The sequence below is a fragment of the Corallococcus terminator genome (assembly GCF_049194865.1).
In the GTDB taxonomy this organism is placed as follows: Bacteria; Myxococcota; Myxococcia; order Myxococcales; family Myxococcaceae; genus Myxococcus; species Myxococcus terminator_A.
This window is the reverse complement of the sequence record NZ_JBLZWL010000016.1, coordinates 132,991-152,330: the sequence shown is the minus strand read 5'-3', so window position 1 is coordinate 152,330 and position 19,340 is coordinate 132,991. Positions and strand designations below refer to the sequence as shown.

Annotated in this window: 15 protein-coding genes; 10 read left to right on the top strand and 5 right to left on the bottom strand. The window is 70.9% G+C overall.

Annotated features, from left to right (window positions below; genetic code table 11):
* Positions 1–163 precede the first annotated feature (163 nt).
* From rho to ACN469_RS08305, 7 genes are all read left to right on the top strand, one after another.
* Positions 164–1,732, top strand: a complete 1,569-nt coding sequence (gene rho, locus ACN469_RS08335) for a transcription termination factor Rho (protein WP_498765911.1) — start codon at positions 164–166, stop codon at positions 1,730–1,732.
* A 63-nt stretch (positions 1,733–1,795) separates the two neighbouring features.
* Positions 1,796–2,065: a hypothetical protein gene (locus ACN469_RS08330; RefSeq protein WP_498765909.1), complete on the top strand. Its 270-nt coding sequence runs from the start codon at positions 1,796–1,798 to the stop codon at positions 2,063–2,065.
* Positions 2,066–2,068: 3 nt separating this feature from the next.
* Positions 2,069–3,961 carry a DUF4129 domain-containing protein gene (locus ACN469_RS08325; RefSeq protein WP_498765907.1) on the top strand — a complete coding sequence of 631 codons (1,893 nt, stop codon included), beginning with the start codon at positions 2,069–2,071 and terminating at the stop codon, positions 3,959–3,961.
* The gene (locus ACN469_RS08320) at positions 3,954–5,237 is read left to right on the top strand and encodes a DUF4350 domain-containing protein (protein WP_498765905.1); all 1,284 of its coding nucleotides are present in this window, start codon (positions 3,954–3,956) and stop codon (positions 5,235–5,237) included. Before ACN469_RS08325 ends, ACN469_RS08320 begins: the two co-directional genes overlap by 8 nt.
* Positions 5,234–6,232, top strand: a complete 999-nt coding sequence (locus ACN469_RS08315) for an AAA family ATPase (RefSeq protein ID WP_498765903.1) — start codon at positions 5,234–5,236, stop codon at positions 6,230–6,232. The genes ACN469_RS08320 and ACN469_RS08315 overlap by 4 nt, the downstream gene beginning before the upstream one ends.
* Positions 6,229–7,536, top strand: coding sequence for a DUF58 domain-containing protein (locus tag ACN469_RS08310; protein ID WP_498765901.1), 1,308 nt, complete (start codon positions 6,229–6,231; stop codon positions 7,534–7,536). Before ACN469_RS08315 ends, ACN469_RS08310 begins: the two co-directional genes overlap by 4 nt.
* An 11-nt stretch (positions 7,537–7,547) precedes the next feature.
* Positions 7,548–8,090 carry a GNAT family N-acetyltransferase gene (locus ACN469_RS08305; protein WP_498765899.1) on the top strand — a complete coding sequence of 181 codons (543 nt, stop codon included), beginning with the start codon at positions 7,548–7,550 and terminating at the stop codon, positions 8,088–8,090.
* Here ACN469_RS08305 and ACN469_RS08300 read toward each other — a convergent pair.
* A complete protein-coding gene (locus tag ACN469_RS08300; RefSeq protein ID WP_498765897.1) occupies positions 8,047–8,496 on the bottom strand; it encodes an inorganic diphosphatase in 450 nt (149 codons plus the stop codon). The genes ACN469_RS08305 and ACN469_RS08300 overlap by 44 nt on opposite strands.
* Positions 8,497–8,535: 39 nt before the next feature.
* Positions 8,536–9,552, bottom strand: a complete 1,017-nt coding sequence (locus ACN469_RS08295) for a stage II sporulation protein M (RefSeq protein WP_498765895.1) — start codon at positions 9,550–9,552, stop codon at positions 8,536–8,538.
* Positions 9,553–9,684: 132 nt separating this feature from the next.
* Here ACN469_RS08295 and ACN469_RS08290 point away from each other — a divergent pair, with 132 nt between their 5' ends.
* The gene (locus tag ACN469_RS08290; protein ID WP_498765894.1) at positions 9,685–11,142 is read left to right on the top strand and encodes a DUF1570 domain-containing protein; all 1,458 of its coding nucleotides are present in this window, start codon (positions 9,685–9,687) and stop codon (positions 11,140–11,142) included.
* A 78-nt stretch (positions 11,143–11,220) separates the two neighbouring features.
* Here the strand turns inward: ACN469_RS08290 and ACN469_RS08285 are convergent, their stop codons facing one another.
* The gene (locus ACN469_RS08285) at positions 11,221–12,774 is read right to left on the bottom strand and encodes a bifunctional metallophosphatase/5'-nucleotidase (protein WP_498765892.1); all 1,554 of its coding nucleotides are present in this window, start codon (positions 12,772–12,774) and stop codon (positions 11,221–11,223) included.
* A gap of 107 nt (positions 12,775–12,881) precedes the next feature.
* Here ACN469_RS08285 and ACN469_RS08280 point away from each other — a divergent pair, with 107 nt between their 5' ends.
* Complete coding sequence (locus tag ACN469_RS08280; RefSeq protein WP_498765890.1) at positions 12,882–14,648, top strand: cell envelope integrity TolA family protein; 1,767 nt, start codon at positions 12,882–12,884, stop codon at positions 14,646–14,648.
* A gap of 16 nt (positions 14,649–14,664) precedes the next feature.
* Here the strand turns inward: ACN469_RS08280 and ACN469_RS08275 are convergent, their stop codons facing one another.
* The gene (locus tag ACN469_RS08275) at positions 14,665–17,787 is read right to left on the bottom strand and encodes a cyclic nucleotide-binding domain-containing protein (RefSeq protein WP_498765888.1); all 3,123 of its coding nucleotides are present in this window, start codon (positions 17,785–17,787) and stop codon (positions 14,665–14,667) included.
* Between the two features lie 202 nt (positions 17,788–17,989).
* Between ACN469_RS08275 and ACN469_RS08270 the strand changes: the two genes are divergently transcribed.
* Positions 17,990–18,787, top strand: coding sequence for an RDD family protein (locus ACN469_RS08270; RefSeq protein WP_498765886.1), 798 nt, complete (start codon positions 17,990–17,992; stop codon positions 18,785–18,787).
* Positions 18,788–18,791: 4 nt separating this feature from the next.
* Here the strand turns inward: ACN469_RS08270 and ACN469_RS08265 are convergent, their stop codons facing one another.
* Entirely contained in the window at positions 18,792–19,310 is a 519-nt protein-coding gene (locus tag ACN469_RS08265) for an outer membrane beta-barrel protein (RefSeq protein WP_498765884.1), read from the bottom strand.
* Positions 19,311–19,340: the final 30 nt, after the last annotated feature.

Sequence of the window (19,340 nt, the reverse complement as noted above, 5' to 3'; positions counted from 1 at the left end):
GGTCGGCCTTCGGGCCGCCAGGGTGTTCCAGGGACCGGCGGTTCGGCCTTCCGTGTCTCAGGGCCCCGCGCCCGGCTCCCTGTCCCACAGCCTGAGTCACCCTGCGTCCCCCCGCCCTCCCCTCGGGATGGCCCGTGTGGGGCGCACACGGTCTGGAAACCTCATGAGCGAAAACTCCGATAACCGCGACCCACGTGATACCCCGCCGCCGCCCGCGGTTGCCCGTCCTGTCCCTCCTCCCGAAGCGGACGATGATGGCGGCGACGACGGCGATGACGAGGGTGGCGACGATGGGGATGGCGGTGGCGCCTCGGCCAGTGGTCCCGGCGGACAGCCCGGTCAGGCCGGTGGACGCCGCCGTCGTCGGCGCCGTCGTCGTCGTGGCGCGCAGGTCCTCTTCACGCCGGACGGTCAGGCGTACCGGATGCAGCCGGGCCCGGACGGGCAGCAGGTCCAGGTCTTCCTGACGCCGCAGGAGCTGGAGCAGCACAAGCAGCGCCAGGCCCAGCAGCAACAGCAGCCGGCTCCTCAGCAGCCCCAGCAGGGGCACCAGCAGGGAGGCCACGGTGGCGGCCAGCAGCACCAGCGCCAGCAGCACCATGGCGGACAGCAGGGCCAGGCCGCGCAGCAGTCGAACCTGTCACCCGTGGAGGGCGTGCTGGACACGGAGTCCAAGGGCCCCAACGCGTTCCTGCGGCAGGTGAAGCGAAATCTCCTGGCGGCTCCGGACGACCCGGAGATGCCCAAGAACCTGGTGCAGAAGCTGCGGCTGCGGCAGGGCCAGTACCTGACGGCCTTCGCGCAGATGCGCGGCCAGAAGGGCATCATCCAGAAGGTCGACACGGTGGACGGCCGCCCGCTGGAAGGCGCCCCCCGGCTGCCGCACTTCGCGGACCTGACGTCGGTGGACCCCACCGAGCGGCTCAAGCTGGAGGGCGGCCACAAGGAGATGGTGACGCGGGTGTTGGACCTCGTGTCGCCCATCGGCAAGGGCCAGCGCGCGCTCATCGTCGCCCCGCCGAAGACGGGCAAGACGATCATGCTCCAGCGCATCGCCCAGGCCGTCATCTCCAATCACCCGGAGGCGCACGTCATGGTGCTGCTCATCGACGAGCGGCCCGAGGAAGTGACGGACATGCGTCGCAGCATCAAGGCGGAGGTCGTCGCCTCCAGCTCGGACCGGCCCACCGCGGACCACCTCAAGGTGGCGGAGCTGGCGCTGGAGCGCGCCCGCCGGCTGGTGGAGAACGGGAAGGACGTGGTCATCCTCCTGGACTCGATTACCCGTCTGGCGCGCGCCTACAACAAGGAGATCGACAACTCCGGCCGCACCATGTCCGGCGGCGTGGACAGCCGCGCGCTGGAGCGCCCCAAGCGCATCTTCGGCGCCGCGCGCGCCACGGAAGAGGCGGGCTCGCTGACCATCATCGGCACGGCGCTCATCGACACCGGCAGCCGCATGGACGAGGTCATCTTCGAGGAGTTCAAGGGCACCGGTAACTCGGAGGTCACGCTTGACCGCCTGCTCGCGGAGAAGCGCGTCTTCCCCGCGGTGAACATCGCCCAGTCCGGCACGCGCAAGGAGGAGAAGCTCTTCACCCAGCGCGAGTACGAGAAGGTGAAGAAGCTGCGGCAGATGCTCCACGCGGTGAAGCCCGTGGAGGCCATGGAAGCGCTCGTCAAGCGGCTGTCTCGGTACACCTACAACGACGAGTTCCTCGACGAGCTCTGAGTCGAGGGCTGAGTCGGTGCGCGGGGGTGGTGCGGCGGGCCCGGGTTTGCGTAAGGTGGCGGCATGATTCAGGGCTCGGGCCGCTGCCACTACCACCCGGAGCGCGCCGGTCTCGGCATCTGCGTGGAGTGCCGGCGGGTCATCTGCCGGGAATGCACCACGCAGTTCGAGGGCATCAACCGCTGCGCGAGCTGTCTGGGCCAGCGCCTCAAGGCGCTGGAGGGCCCGGGTGAGCGACGCGAGTGGACGGTGGGCAACGGGCTGCTGGCGGTGGTGGGCCTGTTCCTCGTCTGGGGCGGCTTCTACATGCTCGCCTCGCTGGCGGCGAGCTAGCCCATGGCCGTCTCCGCGCTCGAGCTGCGCCCCCGCAACGCCGTCGCGCTGATGGACGCGGCGCTGCGCCTGTGCGCCCGGAGCACGGGCGTCTGGGCCCTCACGCTGCCCGGCGGCGCGGCCGTCATCGCCGCCATGCTGTACCTGGCCGAGGCGGTGCGCATGGGGCGCTCGCTGGCGCTGCCGACGCTGGCGCTCACCCTGGCCTGGTTCGTCCGGGGCGTGTGCCAGGGCGCCGCGTGTCATCACGTCCAGGCGCGGCTCCTGGAGGGCCAGGGCGAGCCCTCCACGTGGGACTCGCTGAAGGCCGCGCTGGGCCGCCTGCCCTCGCTCCTCGTCGCGGTGGGCTACCTCTTCTGCTTCAACTGGCTGGTCCTGACGTTGACGCTGGGCATCGGCTTCCTGCTGCTCTCCGCGCAGGGCGTGGGCTACGCGGCGGTGATGCAGGGCCAGGGGAGCGTGCTGCGGCTGTATGGGTATTGCTCGCGGCTCCTGGGCCCGGCGCGCGGCACCGCGTCGATGGTCCGCCTGCTCATGAGCGTGCAGGTGCTGGTGTTCTTCAACCTGCACATCGCGTTCAACTTCCTGCTGACGATGGCGCGCAAGCTCCTGGGCGTCGACCTGACCTTCGCGGAGCGCTTCGCCTCGCTGGACAACGTGCCGTGGCTCCTCTTCCTCGTGGCCGCGACGTTCGCCCTCTTCGAGCCGGTGCGCGCCGCCGCCGCCACGCTGCTGCTGGTGGACGGACGGGTGCGGCAGGAGGGACTCGACCTGATGGCGTCCGTGCAGCAACTGCCGACGCGCGACTCCGGCAAGCCGCTGGGCCCGCGCAGCGCGGCCATGCTCATGGTGGTGTTGGGGCTGGGACTGCTCGTCGCGAGCCCCGCCCGGGCGCAGGACGATGAGCCAAGGCCCCCCGTCACCTCCGGGCGTGAAGCGGCGCGACGACTGGGTCAGGTGTCGGAGGTCTGCGAGGGCGGTGAGCCGTCCGAGGACCCGCGCTTCGAGCGCCTGGGCTCCCTGAGCACCGCTGAGCGAGGCAAGCTGGACCGACTGGTGCGCGCGGTGGAGCGCCAGGCGTACGACGACGAGGACTGCGACTCGGCCCTGGCCACGCTGGAGCGCGGGCTGACGCAGGCGACGTCGACGGTGGAGGCGCAGAAGCAGGTGGACGCGCGCGTCGCCTCGTCGCGGGCCCGCGACATCCTGGCGCGTCCGGAGTTCGCGGTGGCGCCCCCCAAGGAGGCGGCGGAGACCCCCGAGGCCACTCCGCCCCCAGCGCCCCCGGGCTGGTGGCGGCGCTTCATCGACAGGCTGTCGGAGTGGCTCAAGGAGTTCTTCAAGCGCGACGAGGCGCCGGAGCCCATCACCACCGCGCCCCCCGTCGTCAGCGGCGGCGCGGTGGCCAATGCCCTGGTGGTGGTGCTGGTGGGGCTGACGGTGGGGGTGCTGGTCATCGTGCTGGTGCGCGCGCTGCGCAAGTCCCGGCCGAGAGAGCGCGCCGAGGGACTGGAGGTGTCCACCCTGGATGCCGCCACGCTCGCCGGGGACCCGGCGCACGCGCTGTCACGTCCGCCGGAGGGCTGGGCGCAGCTCGCGGACGAGCTGGCGGCGCGCGGGGAGTACCGTGAGGCGGTGCGCAGCCTGTACCTGGCGCTGCTGTCCCGGCTCCATCGCGACGGCGCCATCCTCTACGACGTGACGCTGTCCAACTGGGACTACCTGCGCCAGTTCAAGGGCCGCTCGGAGTGGAAGCCCCGCTTCCGTGAGCTGACGCTGCGCTTCGACTTCGCCTGGTACGGCAACACGCCGGTGGACCGCTCGGGCTACCAGGAGTTCCGCACACTCACCGCGCCCATGCTGTCGCCCGCCACTCCGGAGGCCGCCGGTGCGTGACCGCTTCCCTTTGCTGGTGGTGGGCGGACTGGTGCTCACCGTGGTGTTGGGTTCTCTGCTCGTGAGCGGCGCGAAGCGCGGCGAGTTCGCCGACACCCTGTCCACCTACCGCGCGCAAGAAGACGGCGCGCGCGCCCTGTTCCTGCTGGCCGAGGAGAGCGGCCTGCCGGTGACTCGCCGCATGGCGGACCTGCGCATCACCAGCGCGGACACCTCGACGCCGGTGCTGCTGGCGGTGGAGGTGGAGGACTCGCGCGAGGATGACCTGGAGCAGACGCAGCTCGCCGCCGAGCCCGATGCGGGCCTGGCCGACGAGCACGTGCCACGCGTCGGCTTCAATGCCTTTCGCGCCAGCCACCTGGACGAGCGCGAGGTGACGGAGCTGCTGGAGCGCGTGGTGGCGGGTGGCACGGTGGTCTACGTGCCCTGGGGCTCGCGGGAGAACTCGCTGCTCGACGCCCTGGGCGTGAAGCTCACCAAGGCGGACACGACCCTGCCCATGCGCACGCTGGTGCCGCCCTTCCCTTCCCCGTACACGCTGGGCGTGGAGCGGGTGGAGGTGAAGGTGCAGGCCTACCTGGAGCTGCCGGACACCGCGGTGCCGGTGCTCGAGGACGAGCGGCTGGGGCGCATGGTGGCGGCGGTGGTGCCTCACGGCCAGGGCCGGGTGCTGGTGGTGGGCGCACCGGAGCTGGCGATGAATGGGGCGCTGGCGCGCGCGGACAACGCGCAGTTCTGGCTCTCCACGCTGCGCGCGCTGGGTCCCGGCCCCTACGAGTTCGACGAGTTCCACCACGGCTTCACCAACGAGCGCTCGGTGGTGGACTTCGCGCGGCGCTACGGGCTGCAGTTCGCGGTGCTCCAGTTGCTCGTGGGCGTGGCGCTGTGGTCCGTGGCGCTCAAGCGCTTTGGGCCGCCCCGCCCTCCTCCCGAGTCCGCGCGCGTGGGCGCCACGGATGCCTTGTTCGCCATGGCGCGGCTGTACCGCGAGGGGCGGCACCACGCCTTCGCCGCGAAGCTCGTCTCGCGCGGACTCGTCCAGGAGCTGGCCCTGCACGCGGGGCTGCCCGCGCACGCGGCACCCGCCGCCGTCGCCGACGCGCTGAAGGAGCGCGGGCGCGAGGACCTGGCGCGCGGCATGAATGACGTGGCCTCACGCGCCGAGACAGCGGCGAACGACTCCGACCTCCAGCAGCTCGCGGCTCGTGCGGCGGGGCTGCGCCAACGACTTCATTCCGCCGGCACCGCCCGGCGCAGCACTCCCGGAACCCCATGAACGCGAATGACTCCGCCTCCACTCTCGTGCCCGCTGGCTCCGCCGTGCAGGCCGCCCACGCCATCCGCGAGGGCGTGCTGCGCGAGGTGCGCAAGGCCGTCGTGGGTCAGGACGAGGTGCTGGAGCTGATGCTCTGCGGCCTCATCGCCGGCGGCCACGTGCTGCTGGAGGGCGTGCCCGGCGTGGCCAAGACGCTGATGGCCAAGGCGCTGGCGCGCAGCATCAGCTCCGACTTCAAGCGCATCCAATTCACCCCGGACCTGATGCCGGCGGATATCCTGGGCACCAGCGTGTTCGACTTGAAGACGCAGGGCTTCGTGCTGGTGCGCGGCCCCATCTTCACGGACCTGCTGCTGACGGACGAAATCAACCGCGCCCCGGCGAAGACGCAGTCCGCGCTGCTGGAGGCCATGCAGGAGCGCGGCGTGTCGCTGGAGGGCCGCAACCTGGCGCTGTCGCCCCTGTTCACGGTGTTCGCCACGCAGAACCCCGTGGAGTCGGAGGGCACGTACCCGCTGCCCGAGGCGCAGCTGGACCGCTTCCTCCTGAAGATTGACGTCGGCTACCCCGCGCCGGAGGAGGAGGACGCGATTCTGGCGTCGGTGCACCGGGGCTTCGACTCGGGTGACCTGGCGCGCGCCGGAGTGGGCCCGGCGGTGACGAAGGACGGCCTGCTGGCCGCGCGCGCCGCGCTCAGCGAAGTCAACGTGGAGCCGCCGGTGCTCAGCTACATCCGCAAGTTGGTGTCCGCGACGCGCGCCTCGGGCCGCATCCGACTGGGCGCGGGCCCTCGCGCGGGCGTGCATCTGCTGCTGGCGGCCAAGGCCCTGGCGGCGCTGCGCGGACGCAACTTCGTCACGCCGGATGACGTGCGCTTCCTCGCCGGCCCCGTGTTGAAGCACCGCCTGCTGCTGTCGCCGGACGCGGAGCTGGATGGCGCCACGCCGTCGGACGTGCTGCGCGAGGTGGTGCAGGCCGTGGAGGTCCCCCGGTGATTCCCACCGGGCGCCTCTGGGGGCTGCTCGCGCTGCTGGCCCTGCCCATGATGGCCGCGGGGTTCTTTCCCGGCCTGGGCGGAGCCGTGCTCGCCCTGGATGCGCTGGCCCTGGCGCTGGCCCTGCTGGACTTCTTCAGCGCCCGCTCGGCGAAGCTGGAGGTGCGGCGCGTGCTGCCCCAGCGGCTCAACGTCGGCGTGCCCAACAAAGTCGAACTGCGTGTGGTGCACCGGGGCGGCCGGAGGGTGCACGTGCGCCTCAAGGACGGCGTGCCGGAGTCCTTCACCGCCACGCCCGAGGAGGCCCCGCTGGAGCTTCAGGCGGACAGCGAGACGCGCTGGGTGTACCGGGTGACGCCGGCCAAGCGCGGGCGCTTCGACTTCGGGGACGTGTACGCGCGAGTCCAGGGCCCGCTGGGCCTCGTCTCCCACGAGCGCGTGTTCCCCGCCGCGCAGTCCATCTCCGTGTACCCGGACCTGCGCGGGGCCAACCGGCTGCTCCTCTCCGGCGCCGCGTTGGACCTGGTGAACCTGGGCCTGAGACAGCTTCGCCGCGACGGACGGGGCAGCGAGTTCGCTCGCCTGCGCGACTATGCCCAGGGCGACAGCGCGCGCGATGTCGACTGGAAGGCCACGGCCCGGCGAGGCAAACCGGTGACGCGCGTGCTGGAGTCGGAGCGCTCGCAGTCCATCCTCATCTGCGTGGACGCCGGCCGCTCCATGGCCGCGCAGGTGGACGGCCTCACCAAGCTGGACCACGCGGTGAACGCCGCGCTCTTCCTGGCCTTCGTCGCCGTGCGCAACGGAGACCGCGTGGGCCTGGCTGTCTTCGCGGACGGCGTGAAGACGTACCTGCCTCCGGCGGCGGGACGTGGCCAGTACCGGAAGATGGTCGACGCGCTCTACTCCACGACGCCCAGCCTCACGTACGTGGACTACCTGGCCCTCTTCAAGGAGCTGAACGTCCGCCTCACCCGGCGCAGCCTGCTGTGTGTCTTCACGGACTTCCTCGACGAGGAGCAGGCCTCCACCATGGTGGCCCCGCTGCACCGGCTCGCGCGACGTCATGTGCCGCTCTGCTTGTCGGTGAAGGACACCGCGCTGCAGAAGCTCCTGCGCACGCCGCCGCCCGGGCCCGAGGAGTCGTTCCAGCACGCCGTCGCCTCGGAGCTGCTCGCGGACCGCGAGGTGCTCAAGGCGCGGGTGAGTCAGGGCGGAGTGCAGATGCTGGATGTTCAACCGGATGACTTGAGCCTCGCGGCCGTCAACCGCTACCTCGACATCAAGGCTCGGGGCGTGCTGTAGCAGCCGGCACCATGAGCCCCCTCTTCCAGGCCCAGGTCTCCTTCTCCGCGGAGCGAATCAAGGACTCCGAAGCCGAGCGGTTCCAGCCGCTCCTGGAGCGCTGCGAGGACTTCTTCCAGTTGTGCTACGGCCGCCCCGCGCGTCCGGACGAGGGACGGCAGCTTCCTCTCGAACGTCCGCCCGGCCTGCCTCCCAAGGCGGGTCACCTCATCGCGGTGCGCGACGCCTCGGGCCAGTGGGTGGGAGTCCTCGAAGGCCTCCAAGGCTTCCGAGAGCCGGGCGAGGCCTACCTGGGACTGATGTTGCTCGCGCCCCACGTGCGCGGACTCGGGCTCGGCGCTGCGGTGCTCCATGGCTACGAGGACTGGCTGCGCTCCGAGGGCATGCACGTGCTGCGCGTCGGCGTCTCCGAGCCGAACACCTCAGCGCTGCGCTTCTGGCGCCGCAGGGGCTTCGAGGAGGAGGAGTGGGTGGGCCCGCTGCAATACGGTGAGCTGCGCTACCGCGTGCTCAGGATGCGAAAGACGCTGACGTCACCGGCAGCCAGCCCGTGAAGCGCGTGTCCGTCACGTTGCCGCGCACCAGGTGCAGGCCGCGCTTGAAGAAGGCGTAGACACGGAAGAACGACTCCAGGCCCAGGCGCTCCGCGTCGCTCAGCTCGCCCAGGCTGCAAATCACCTTCGGGTCGCCCCGCCCTGAATCGATGAAGCCCAGCACGCCCACCACGGGCACGCGCACGCGCTGGCCCCGAGGCAGCCGAGCCCCCAGCACCACCGCGTCGAGCGGGTCTCCATCGTCCGACATCAGCCCGGGGATGCTGCCGTAGTTGTACGGACACGGCAGCGGCGCCACGAAGTCCACCGCGCCGTCCGCGCGTCGCTTCACGAACGAGAAGCGCGGGCACTCGATGAGGACCTCGGGTTCACGCGGCAGCAGGGGCAGGAGCAGCGGCTCGGACACGCCTCCCGTGTAGCACGCCCCCTGGGCCGGAGGGGCCCGTCAGGACGGCCGAGGAGCCTCCAGCCGCTCGTCCTCCGAGCGCGCGCCGCGCAGCCAATCCGACATCAGGTACGAATAGACGCCGCTACCCACCACGAGGGCGAACGTGACTTTGAAGGCCACCGACAGCTTGGGGGGATGAATCTGGGACACGGTGCCCTCGATGAAGCCCGCGAGCACGAAGAGCACCAGCGTCCCGAAGAGGAGCTTCACCGCCGTCACGGCCTCCACGCGCAGCGCCTGCCCTCGCGGCAGTCCCTTGGGCGCCACCAGGCCACGCGCGATGACGAGGCCCGCCGCGCCCGCGATGCAGATGGCCGTAATCTCCGGGATTCCGTGCGGGAGAATCCAAGCCCAGAACCAGCCGGCCATGCCCTTCGCCGCGTACACGTGCGCGAGCGCGCCCAGGAACAGGCCGTTGACGAAGAGCATCACCGCGGTGCCCAGCCCCAGCGTCACGCCCAGCGCGAAGCACAGGAAGGCCACCTGGATGTTGTGGGTGAAGAGGAACGAGGTGAAGTGCGCTTGCTGGCCCGCCGACATTCCGTCACCGGCCGCCTCGTTGGCCGCGCGCTGCACCGGATCCAGCTCAAGATGCTCGGCGGGCACCAGGTAGTGCGCCGCGTCCGGGTCCACCATCATCCCCAGGTAGCCGAAGCCCGCGCCGGCCAGGAAGAGCAGCACCGCCGCCACGTACATGCGCCACTCGCGGCGCAGGAGCGCGGGAAAGCCTCGCGCCACGAAGCCCCAGACATCCGCCAGCCTGGGGCGGCGCCCCGGATAGGTGAGCGCATAGGCCCGGCCCACCAGGTCATTCAGGTACGCGCTGACGTCGGCTGAGCCGCTGCGAGCCCGCACCCAAAGCAAATCGCTCGACACAGCGCGGTAGAGCTTTCCGAGCGTTCGCGCGTCATCGAGGCTCAGCCCGCGCAGGCCGCCCGCCTCGGACTGGTCCAAAAGCTTCTCGAGCTTCTCCCAGCGAGGCCGGCGCGACTCGATGAACTCCGCCATCTCCATGACGCCAGTCTAGCCCAGGAGGGCCGTACGCCCACCCTGCCCTACGGGCGCCGGTTGTGGGAAAACAGGGGCATGACGTGTCGGCTGGCGTTCCTCGGGTGGGTCTTGGCCTGTTTATCGGGATGCAGCTCCATGCGAGCGATGTGTCCCCTGGAGGGCGGCGGCCCCTGGGTGGAAGTGCGCAGCCCCCACTTCAGCATCCGCACGGACCTGGACACCGAGACGGCCGAGGACGCGGCGCGAGAGCTGGAGATGCTGCGACAGGGCTTGCTCCAGGCGTGGGGTGGAAGCTTCGACCCGCCGGGCACGGTGGAGGTCATCGTCCTGCGCAACCGCCGGGAGCTGTCGGAGTTCACCAACGTCGGCATCGAGGGCTTCTCCGCCACCACGTCCGAGGGCCCCCTGCTCGTCATGGCGGGAAACAGCTACGCGCTCAGCGAGGACGCTGCGGACATCTCCACGCAGGCGCACGAGCTGACGCACTACCTCTCGCAGTTCGCGCTGGTGCGACAGCCGCGCTGGCTGTCCGAGGGGCTGGCCACGTATCTGGAGACCATCACCCTGCGGCCGGAGCGGCGGGAGGTCATCCTCGGCACGCTCCATGACCCGTTCCTGGCCCACGTCAAGCGCAGCGGCTGGCGCACGCTCGACGAGCTGTGGGAGTGGGACCGGCGCGGGCTGATGAGCAGCGCGGAGTCGCGGCAGTACTACGCCTCCGCGTGGCTCTGGGTGCACTTCTTCATCAGCCAGCACTCCGAGCGCTTCGAGCGCTTCCAGAAGCGCCTCATGCGCGGCGAGGAGCCGAGGAGCGCGTGGGAGGCGTCCTTCCGGGGCGTGAGGGACATCGCGGGGCAGGTCCACGCCTATGCCCACGGCGGACGACACGTGCACTACCCGCGCATCACCGCGCCCCTGGTGCCCGTCACGAGCGACATCCGCGCCCGCCCGCTGGAGCCCGCGGAGGTGCACGCCGTGCGCGCGCGCCTCATCCTGATGACGCCCGGCGCCGCGCCCGCCGAGGTGCGGCTGGAGAAGGCGGAGTGGGAGATGGCGCAGGCGCTGAAGGAGGACCCGGGCAACCTCACCGTGGCGCTGCTGCGCATCCGCTCCATGGGGGACCCGGACCAGCAGCTCGGCTTCGCGCGGGAGCTGGTGAGCCGCAGGCCGGAGAGTGGCCTCGCGTGGGACGCGCTCGCCCAGGCGCTGGACGCCGCCGGCTACGCCACCGAGGAGCAGGAAGCGGCCCGCCTGCGCGCCGCGGAGCTGGTGCCCGACAGCGTGGGCACGCAGAACGGCCTGGCCCGCTACTACGCGCGCACCGCGCAGCCGGAGAAGGGCCTGGCGGCGGCACAGCGCGCCGTGGCCCTGGCGCCCGGCAACGCCAGCGTGCTCGACACCTACTCCACCATCCTCTTCCAGCTGGGCCGCTGCCAGGAGGCGCTCGCCACGCAGCAGCTCGCGGTGGAGGTGCTCTACGAGGGTACCCCGGAGCGACTCCGCCAGACGGTGCACGACACCCTGGCCCGCTACGAGGCGGTGTGCGGCACCTCCCCCGCCGCTTCTTCGTCGTCGCCCGCGGGCGGCGAGTAGCGCCGGAACGACGAAGCGCCGGTGAGCCCTGGAAGGGGGCCCGACCGGCGCCTCGGAGACCACGCGGACCGCCGTGGGTTACTTCAGCTGCTTCTCCAGCGGCTTCTTCTCGTTGGAGTCGAGCTGCTTCGTCCAGTCCACCACCGGCGTCTGCCAGGCCATGCCCGTCTCGGTGGGCTCGGGGGCCAGCTTCTCGAACTCGAAGCCGTCACCGCCGAAGTACAGGTACTCCACCGTGGCGACGGAGTACTCCTTCGCCGGGTCCAACGCCTTGCCCTTCGCGTCCTTGAACTTGTTCTTCCCCGCGGCGGTGAAGCCGGAGACGAGCGCGTTGGGGTTGGAGAGCTGCTTGGCCAAGTCCTCGCCCTTGAGCTTCACGACGAGCAGCGAGTTCTCGAACGGCATCACCGAGTAGATGCTGCCGCGCGTCACGGGGCCGGCCGGCAGGTCGCCGCGGATGCCGCCCTTGTTGAGGATGGCCGCGTCCGTGCCGAGCGACTCGCGCACCGCGCCGCCAATCCACTTCGCCATCTGCGGGGAGGCCTGGGTGATGCCCGTCTTGGTGAAGCCGATCTTCTGGCCCAGCACCTCGTCGAGCTGCGCCTTCCACTTGGCGACGAGCTGCGCCGTCTCGGCGTCCGGCGTGCCACCGGCCACGTCCACGAGCTTGCCCTCGATGTTGGTGACCTTCTCGCCAGCGGGCTTCGCCGGGTCGAACTGAATCTGGGCGCGCAGGTACTTGGCGAAGCCGCGGTCCAGCGACGCGAAGATGACGCCGTTCTCCTTCGAGTAGACCTGCTCCGGGCAACGGCCACCCGCGACGAGGGCCAGCTTCCACTCGGGGTGCTTGGCGACGACGGGCTGCAGCTCCGTGACGCACGTGTCCGCCACGACGACGATGGTGTCGGCGCCGGCCTTGCGGGCCTCGGGGATGGCGCTGTTGAGCGCCTCCTCGTAGCCGGTGACTTCCAGGCCCTCGGCGCGGCCGGCCATCGCCGTGCGCACCGTCTTCTCCGAGGCGAGACCCACGACGCCGATCTTCAGGCCCCGGCGGTCGAACACCTGGAACGCGGGCAGGGACATGTCACCCGCGAGCGCCGGGTCCTTCACGCGAAGGTTGGCGGCGAGGAACGGGAAGCCGCCGGAGGCGCGGTTCTTGAGGAAGGCCTCCTTGCCGAACGCCAGCTCATGGTTGCCCATGGCGGAGGCGGCATAGCCCATGCGGCCCATGACCTCGGCGGTGGGAGCGCCCAGGAAGAAGGACGACAGGGCCGGCCCGTTCCAGTGGTCGCCCGTGGCGAGCGCCAGGGTGCCGGAGTCGGCGCAGGTGGCCTGGCCATCCTTGACGGGGCCGGGACAGTGCTTCTCGTCGTTCACCCAGTGACCGAGCAACTCGGCGGCGCCACCCTTGCCATCGACCGGCTGAAGCTGGCCGAAGGTGCCACCGGTGACGAGCAACGTCACCTCGCTGGGCACCACGGGCTTCGCCGGCGCGGCATCGGGCTGCTCGGCGACGGGGGCAGGAGGGGGAGGACTGCTCTTCTCGCAGCCGGCCAGGGCGCCGAGCGCGAGAACCAGCACGCCGGAAAGGCGCGACTGGCGGGAGGGACGGTAGCAGGGGTTCGAGCTCACAGCGCGCCGTTTAGCACAACTCGGGACGTGATACGGTGACTGGCGTGTCGGATGAACAGGACCCCAGCGGCCCACCCTCACCCCGAGGGAAGCAGCAGCAGGACGCCGTGAGCGGAAAGAACCAGACTGGTCGCGCGTCGGCCCAGTATTTCTGGGAAGAGCTGCAAAAAGGCGCCGCGCACTTCGAGGAGCGGGGTTCGTCAGCGGTTCCTCAGGGCCGGGTGAGACAGTTCATCCATGGACTGAGCCTTCCGTTTCATATTGCCCGGGCCCTGCTGAGAGACCCGGTGGCGCGCGGCCAGTACCTGCGCGTGGGGCTGATGCAGACCGTGGTCGCCCTGGCGCTGTGCCTGACGTGCATGGGCTCGGCGGAGAAGGCAGCCAGCGCGGTGGAGGAGCGCCGGGACGAAGCCGTCGCCGCCGAGGTGTCGACGACGCTCAAGAAGGTCGCGACGGCGGTGGCGGCGCAGAACACGAGGAAGGCGGAGCGGGAGGCGGCCCGTGAGCTTCGCAAGCAGCGCCGGCGGGAGGCCCAGGCGGAGACGTCTCGCGCGGCGGAGCGGGGCGACGCGAGCGCCAGGCCCGAAGCGGTCACGGCGGCCGAGGCCACTGAGCATGCGGACGACACCGGTGCGGGCTCCGTGGCCCTGGCGCCGGGCTCCGACGAGGACGCCCAGGCGCGGGCCGCGAAGGTGGTCACGGACGAAGCCCGGCCTCCGGATGGGGACGCGGCAGACGAGGCGAAGCCCTCGGAGCTGGCCGCTCAAGGAAAGAACACGGTCGCGGCTCCTTCCCTGGAAGGCAACCCCACCGAAGAGGAGAGCCCACGGGAACCGTCCGAGGCCGCGTCGGCCGAGGAGGACCTGGAGGGCCGCATCGCGCTGAACCTGGAGCAACGGGTTCGCGACATCGAAGCCGCCGCGAACAACCCGGACGCGGGCACCTCGCTCTCCGACGCGGTCATGGCCCTGGTGGTCGAAGCGGTCTCCAGTGCGTCCTCGGACGAGTCCATCGTGAAGCCAAAGAAGTACAGAGGCACTCCCGAGGAGCAGGACCCGCCTGGGGCCGAGCCCCAGGAGCCGGCGCACAAGCCCCCTTCTGAAGACGAGCGCCTCACGGGCCCGACGTTCAAGGGCTTCTCCCTGCTCGGCATCCCCTTCTGGGTGAAGCTGTTCGCGCTGATGCAGATTGCCCAGTGGGTCATCATCGCGTTGTCGCGCGACTACCACGACGTCATCTCCCGGGAGGCGAGCCTCCTGACACGCGTGGTGCCTGAAGACGAGGCCATGACGCCGTACGTCCGCCTCAACGTCCAGTGGATGCGCAAGAAGGTGCACCGCCGCATCCGGGCGATGATTCTCTTCGCGGTGGGCGTCCCGGCGGCGGTCTTCCTGGTCTCGCCCCTCTTCTGCCTGGGGCTCAGCAGTCCCGTGATGGCCACCATCACCTCGTTGTGGGGCGGGTGGTGGCTGATGGTGTTCACCGCCGCCAAGAGCGCCCAGGCCTGGGAGCCGATGAAGGGCCAGCAGCCTCCCTGGTTCCTGCGCGCGTGGACCTGGCTCACCACCCGCGTGCCCGGCCTGCGGTGGCCGGTGTTGCAACGCTATGGCGCGATGTGGAGCAGGCAATCCACGGAGGTCTTCGTGCCGGTGGCCGCGGTGGAGCGCCATCCGTGGGCCTACGCGGGGCTGTCGATGGTGCGCTTCGTGGGCTCGTTCGCGCCGTTGAAGTTCTTCGTGCGCCCCCTCATCCCCGTGGCGTCCGCGCACATCCTCCGCGAGGAGACTGAAAGACGCGCACGCAAGAAGAAGGGCATGGACTCCGAGGACAGCCCCCGCGTCCCAGGCAAGCTCGAGGACTCCATCCGCGCCTGAACGCCCCGCGTGACGCTCAGGCGTCCTTGCCGCGCGTGCGCTTCTCGGTCGGCTCAGGGGAGTCGGGGGCGGGGCCCGTGGGCAGCGGCGGAGCCACGGGCGGCAGGGGCGCCGTCATCTCCAGTCGCTCCCCTGTCTCGCGCGAGTCGGGCAGCGCGATGAGCGCCTGGAGCTGGAGACTCACCGCGCGGAAGAAGCCGGTGAGCAGCTCGGGCCGGTCCGCCAGCAGGTCCAGGAAGTCGCGCCGGTCGATGATGAGCACGCGGGTGTCCACCGCGGCCACCATGTCCGTGGGGCGCGGCGCACCATCCAGGAGGCTCACCTCTCCGAAGGCCTGCTTGCCCTGGAAGCGCAGCACATGCTCGCCGTCGTGGAACGCGTCGATGGCGCCGTCGACGATGACGTAGAGCGCGTCACCCGGGTCACCCTGCGCGTAGATGCGCTCACCCGCGAGGAAGGAGCCCTCGCGAGCCACGGCGGCGATGGCCGCGATGTCGTCCACGTCGCTCTGCGAGAAGACGCTCACGCCCTCCAGGGCGAACATCCGTTGGACAATCCGGTCGCTCAACTCACCCTCCTGCGGGAGCACGTCCAGCCCATTCACGCGCGCGATGTGGCGAGCGCAAGCGCGCAGCACCACGTCCTCGCTCTGCACCAGCGCCGCCAACCTGCGCCACAGCCGCCCCGAGGCTCCGAGCGGCAGCTCGCGGTGGTGCGCCTCCACCTGCTCCATCACCAGCTCGCGGTCTTCTTCCGAGAGCAGGTTGTCCAGCAGCTCCAGCGCGAGCGCGCGCCGCCGCGCATCCTGTCCCACCAGGTTGTAGTGGATGCCGCGCATGCGCTGCGACGAGTCCAGGAGCCCCAGCAGGAAGAACGACAGCTCGAGCGCCTGGTCCAGCCGGTCCCCCACCGCGCGAGTGAGCAGGGAGCCATCACCCAGCGCCGCGCGCACGTCGCGGTAGGCGCCCACCAGCGCGCGGTACACATCGCGCCGCCGGACCAGCGCCTCGCGCACGCGGTCCACGTCCACCGGGTGCTCGGGGTGCTCATCCCGCAGCCGCGACAACTGGGCGCCGATGCGGAAGTGCAGCGACGCATCATCCCGCACGTTGGAGAACAACAGCGCGTCCAGCGCCGCCGGAGTGCCGATGCCGCGCAGCACGCGAGGCAGTTGCAGCCGCATCGCCAGGGGCGCCTTCTTGTTGTTGAGGTGCTCCTCCACCAGCGGCGTCACCACATCGCCCAGCGCCACCAGCGCTTCGCGGGCCGTCTTGCGCTCCTCGCGCCAGGTCAGGAACGGCAGCAGCCGGGGGGCCAGGTCCACATAGCCACCCTCCCCCACCGCGGCCAGCGTCACGCGGCGCACCGTGCTGTCCCCGTCGTCGAGGTAGCGCGCCAGCGCGTCCGTGAAGCGCGTGTCCTGGAGTCGGCCCAGGAGCTTCGCCACCTCGCGCCGCTCCACCACGGGCGCACCCTCGCCGCGCGCGAGCAGCTCCTGCAGCGAGGACAGCGCCACCGCGCTCCCCGTCGTCTTCACCAGCGCGCCAATCGCCGCGCACCGCAGCCCCACGTCAGGGTGGTTGAGCAGCGCCGGCAGCAGCCGCTCTGCCCGCTCCGGAGACAGGCGCGCCAGGGCCCACACGGCCTGGTCCCTCGGGCGACGCGGCCCTTCCTCCACCAGTCGCTCCAGCACGGGCGCCAGCTCCCGCGCATCCAGCTCCAGCGCCAGGGCCACGCCCCGCTCCAGCACCCGCTCATGCGGGTGGCGCAGCAGCGCGGGCAGGTGCTGACGCAGCGACACCTCCGCCTGCTCCATCAGGTCCACCGCGCGCAGCACGCGGTCCGGCGTGGGCGCGGAGAGAGCCTCCGCCAGCAGGCGCTGCTCCTCCTCACCATCCAAGGCGACTTCTTCGTCCTCGGCCGCGCCCACCTGCTCGCCCAGGGCCGCCACATACGCCGGCCTGAGTCGCACCAGCAGCAGCACGAGCCCCAGGCACATGCCCATCACCGCCAACGCCATCGTGGCGCCCGTCGCCGCGCGCCCCGCGCCGATGAGCAGCAGGCCCGCCACCACCACGCCGCTCTTGCGCAACAGCCCGTCCACCGCGACACGCAGGCCCTCGCGTTGGTCATCCGGAACCGCCGCGTAGAGCAACTGGATGCCCACCGGGAGGATGGAGTAGCTCACCGCAGTCTCCACCAGGCGCAGCAGGTGCACGGGCGCCAGGCTCGGCGTGACGAGCGTGGCCCCGGCCAGCGGCGCGAGCACCAGCGGCACCAGCGCCACGTAGCGCAGGAGCCCCAGCCGCCGCAGCAGCGGCTGCGTCAGGAGCAGCTGGAAGGCGACGCAGAACATGCCAATCCACAACTGCAGGGAGCCGAAGAGCGCCGTCAGCGCGTCCTCGCTCAGCGTGCCCTCCAGGCGCAGGCGGAAGAGGTAGTCCACGAAGGAGGACAGCACCGCGAAGGAGATGCCCAGCGCCGCGAGCACCTGCGCGTAGGGGCTCTCCGCCAGGTAGCTGAACGCCATGAACGACGTAGGGGCCGGACGGCCGCGCGGCGGAGGCGGAGGCACGCCGCGATACAGGTGATGGAAGATGGCGCCCGCGGCCAGCAGGCCCAGCGCGCCACTCACCACGACGGCGGGAGTGCCCAGCCGCACGGCCAGCCCTTGCACGAGCAGGCCGCCGACGATGCCTCCGCCCATGGCGAAGCCATTGAGCGCCGTGAAGGCCCGCCGGGCCTCGCGCGCATCGAAAGCCGACGCCATGCGCGCCCAGAACCGGAAGGACACGAACGTGGAGAAGGTATCGGCGAACAGATACAGCGCCAGCGCCGGAGTGCGTTGCCCCGCGGACAGCGCCGCGGCCAGGCACAGCGCCACCACCCCGCCCAGCCCCGTCAGCACGCCCGGCGAGTCCAGCGGCGAGTTCGGCTTGAAGCGCGGCAGCACCGTCAGGGCGGCGGTCATGAGCGCCCCCAGCAGGTACAGGTAGGGCAACGCCTGCGACTCGAAGCGCGACAACACCAGCGCGTTGGCCGCCGTCTTCAGCTGCGTCACCCCTGCGATGAGCGCGAACTGGAAGGCAGCCGCCGGCCACAGACGGCGGTTCCAAGATGAGGTGTCGGAGGGGGCCACGGATTCGCGAGGGGCGGGGAGGCTACCCCACCACCCCGACAACCATGATTAACACAGTCGCCCGTCTGCTCGCGCCCCCCATGGGAGCCCCCTGCCTGGTGCTCGGGCTGGCGTCGGGTGCCCAGGTGTCAGCGGGACATACCCGGAAGCAATCCCGGCGCCCCCACGGGCCAGGGGACGCGGCTACAGTGCGCCGGTGACGATGGCCACCGACACGCTGCTGGACGGCACCCACACGGTGCTCACACCGGAGTACGTGGAGTTCCGCTTCACCCTCGCGGGGCTGTATTCGCGCTTCCTGGCGTGGCTGCTCGACTCGGTCATCGTCCTCACCATCAGCCTGGCGGTGATGATGGGGCTGGGCGTCGTCATGGTCGCCTTCCCGGGCCTGGCCAGCGCGCTGGGCATCGTCGTCTACTTCCTGGTCGACTGGGGCTACGGCATCACCCTGGAGACGGCGTGGAGCGGGCAGACGGTGGGCAAGCGCGCCCTCTCCCTGCGAGTCATCCAGGAGAGCGGCGTGCGCATCGGCTTCTACCACGCGGCCCTGCGCAACCTGGCGCGGCCCGTGGACCGGCTCCCCTTCTTCTACCTGGTGGGTGGAGTGGCGGCGCTCGTCTCCGGCTCGCAGCAGCGGCTGGGGGACATGCTGGCCGGCACCATCGTCGTGCGGGAGCGGCGGCTGAAGGTGCCCTCCGCCATCAACGCCTCCGGCGAGGAGGGCCTCCTGGCCGACCCGCTCTTCGTCTCGCGTGTGAAGCGGCTGTCCACGGAGGAGCGGGAGCTGGTGCTCACCGCCGCCCTTCGCCGCGAGGAGCTCCGGATGGAGGCCCGGCTGCGCTTGTTCGCCGCGCTGGGCGCCCGGCTGCAGGACGCGCTGGCCATGGAGAAGCCAGACCACCTCTCCGACGAGAAGTGGACCCTGCTGGTGGCCGCCGCCCTGCTGCCCTCCAAGGCCCCGCGCGGCGCTCAACCACCGCGCGCCCGGGCCCTGGGGTGAGTCGCTAGAAGTACGCGGAGATTCCCGCCGACAGCGTCAGCGACGTCTGCGTCTTCTCGTTGAGGGCGATGTAGAAGTTGTACTGCGCCCGAACCCCCAGGCTCACCGAGTCCGACGTGAAGAAGTCCACGCCCACGTTGGGACCGATGCCCACGAAGTTGCTCGTGCTCTCCTTGAAGACCACCAGGTAGCTGATGTCGGAGCCGACGTAGGGGCGGATGCTCTCCTCCAGCAGCAGGTAGCGCAGGCCCAGCGACGGGGCCAGGCCCACCACGCGCTTGTTGCCGGGGTCCGTCGAGTCGCGCGGGAAGGCGATCTTCGACAGGGACACCACCTCGAAGCCGCCCTCGATGTAGAGGCTGGCGTCGATGCCCACGAAGAACGCGTCGTCCAACCCGTTGGTGCGGTTGAAGTCCATGTAACCCAACGACAATCCAAGGCTGCGATTGGCGAACTGGGCGTGAGCCGGGGCGGCCCCAAGCAGGGCCAGGGTGAAGGTGAGAGTGCAGAGCAAGGTACGCATGGGCGTCCACTCTAACCGGTGCAACCCCCG

Bases quoted from the DNA above. Each gene is read 5' to 3' on its own strand.
- ACN469_RS08305 (WP_498765899.1), top strand. From the start codon at position 7,548: ATGAGCCCCCTCTTCCAGGCCCAGGTCTCCTTCTCCGCGGAGCGAATC.
- ACN469_RS08265 (WP_498765884.1), bottom strand. From the start codon at position 19,310: ATGCGTACCTTGCTCTGCACTCTCACCTTCACCCTGGCCCTGCTTGGG.
- rho (WP_498765911.1), top strand. From the start codon at position 164: ATGAGCGAAAACTCCGATAACCGCGACCCACGTGATACCCCGCCGCCG.
- ACN469_RS08325 (WP_498765907.1), top strand. From the start codon at position 2,069: ATGGCCGTCTCCGCGCTCGAGCTGCGCCCCCGCAACGCCGTCGCGCTG.
- ACN469_RS08315 (WP_498765903.1), top strand. From the start codon at position 5,234: ATGAACGCGAATGACTCCGCCTCCACTCTCGTGCCCGCTGGCTCCGCC.
- ACN469_RS08290 (WP_498765894.1), top strand. From the start codon at position 9,685: ATGCGAGCGATGTGTCCCCTGGAGGGCGGCGGCCCCTGGGTGGAAGTG.
- ACN469_RS08295 (WP_498765895.1), bottom strand. From the start codon at position 9,552: ATGGAGATGGCGGAGTTCATCGAGTCGCGCCGGCCTCGCTGGGAGAAG.
- ACN469_RS08330 (WP_498765909.1), top strand. From the start codon at position 1,796: ATGATTCAGGGCTCGGGCCGCTGCCACTACCACCCGGAGCGCGCCGGT.
- ACN469_RS08270 (WP_498765886.1), top strand. From the start codon at position 17,990: ATGGCCACCGACACGCTGCTGGACGGCACCCACACGGTGCTCACACCG.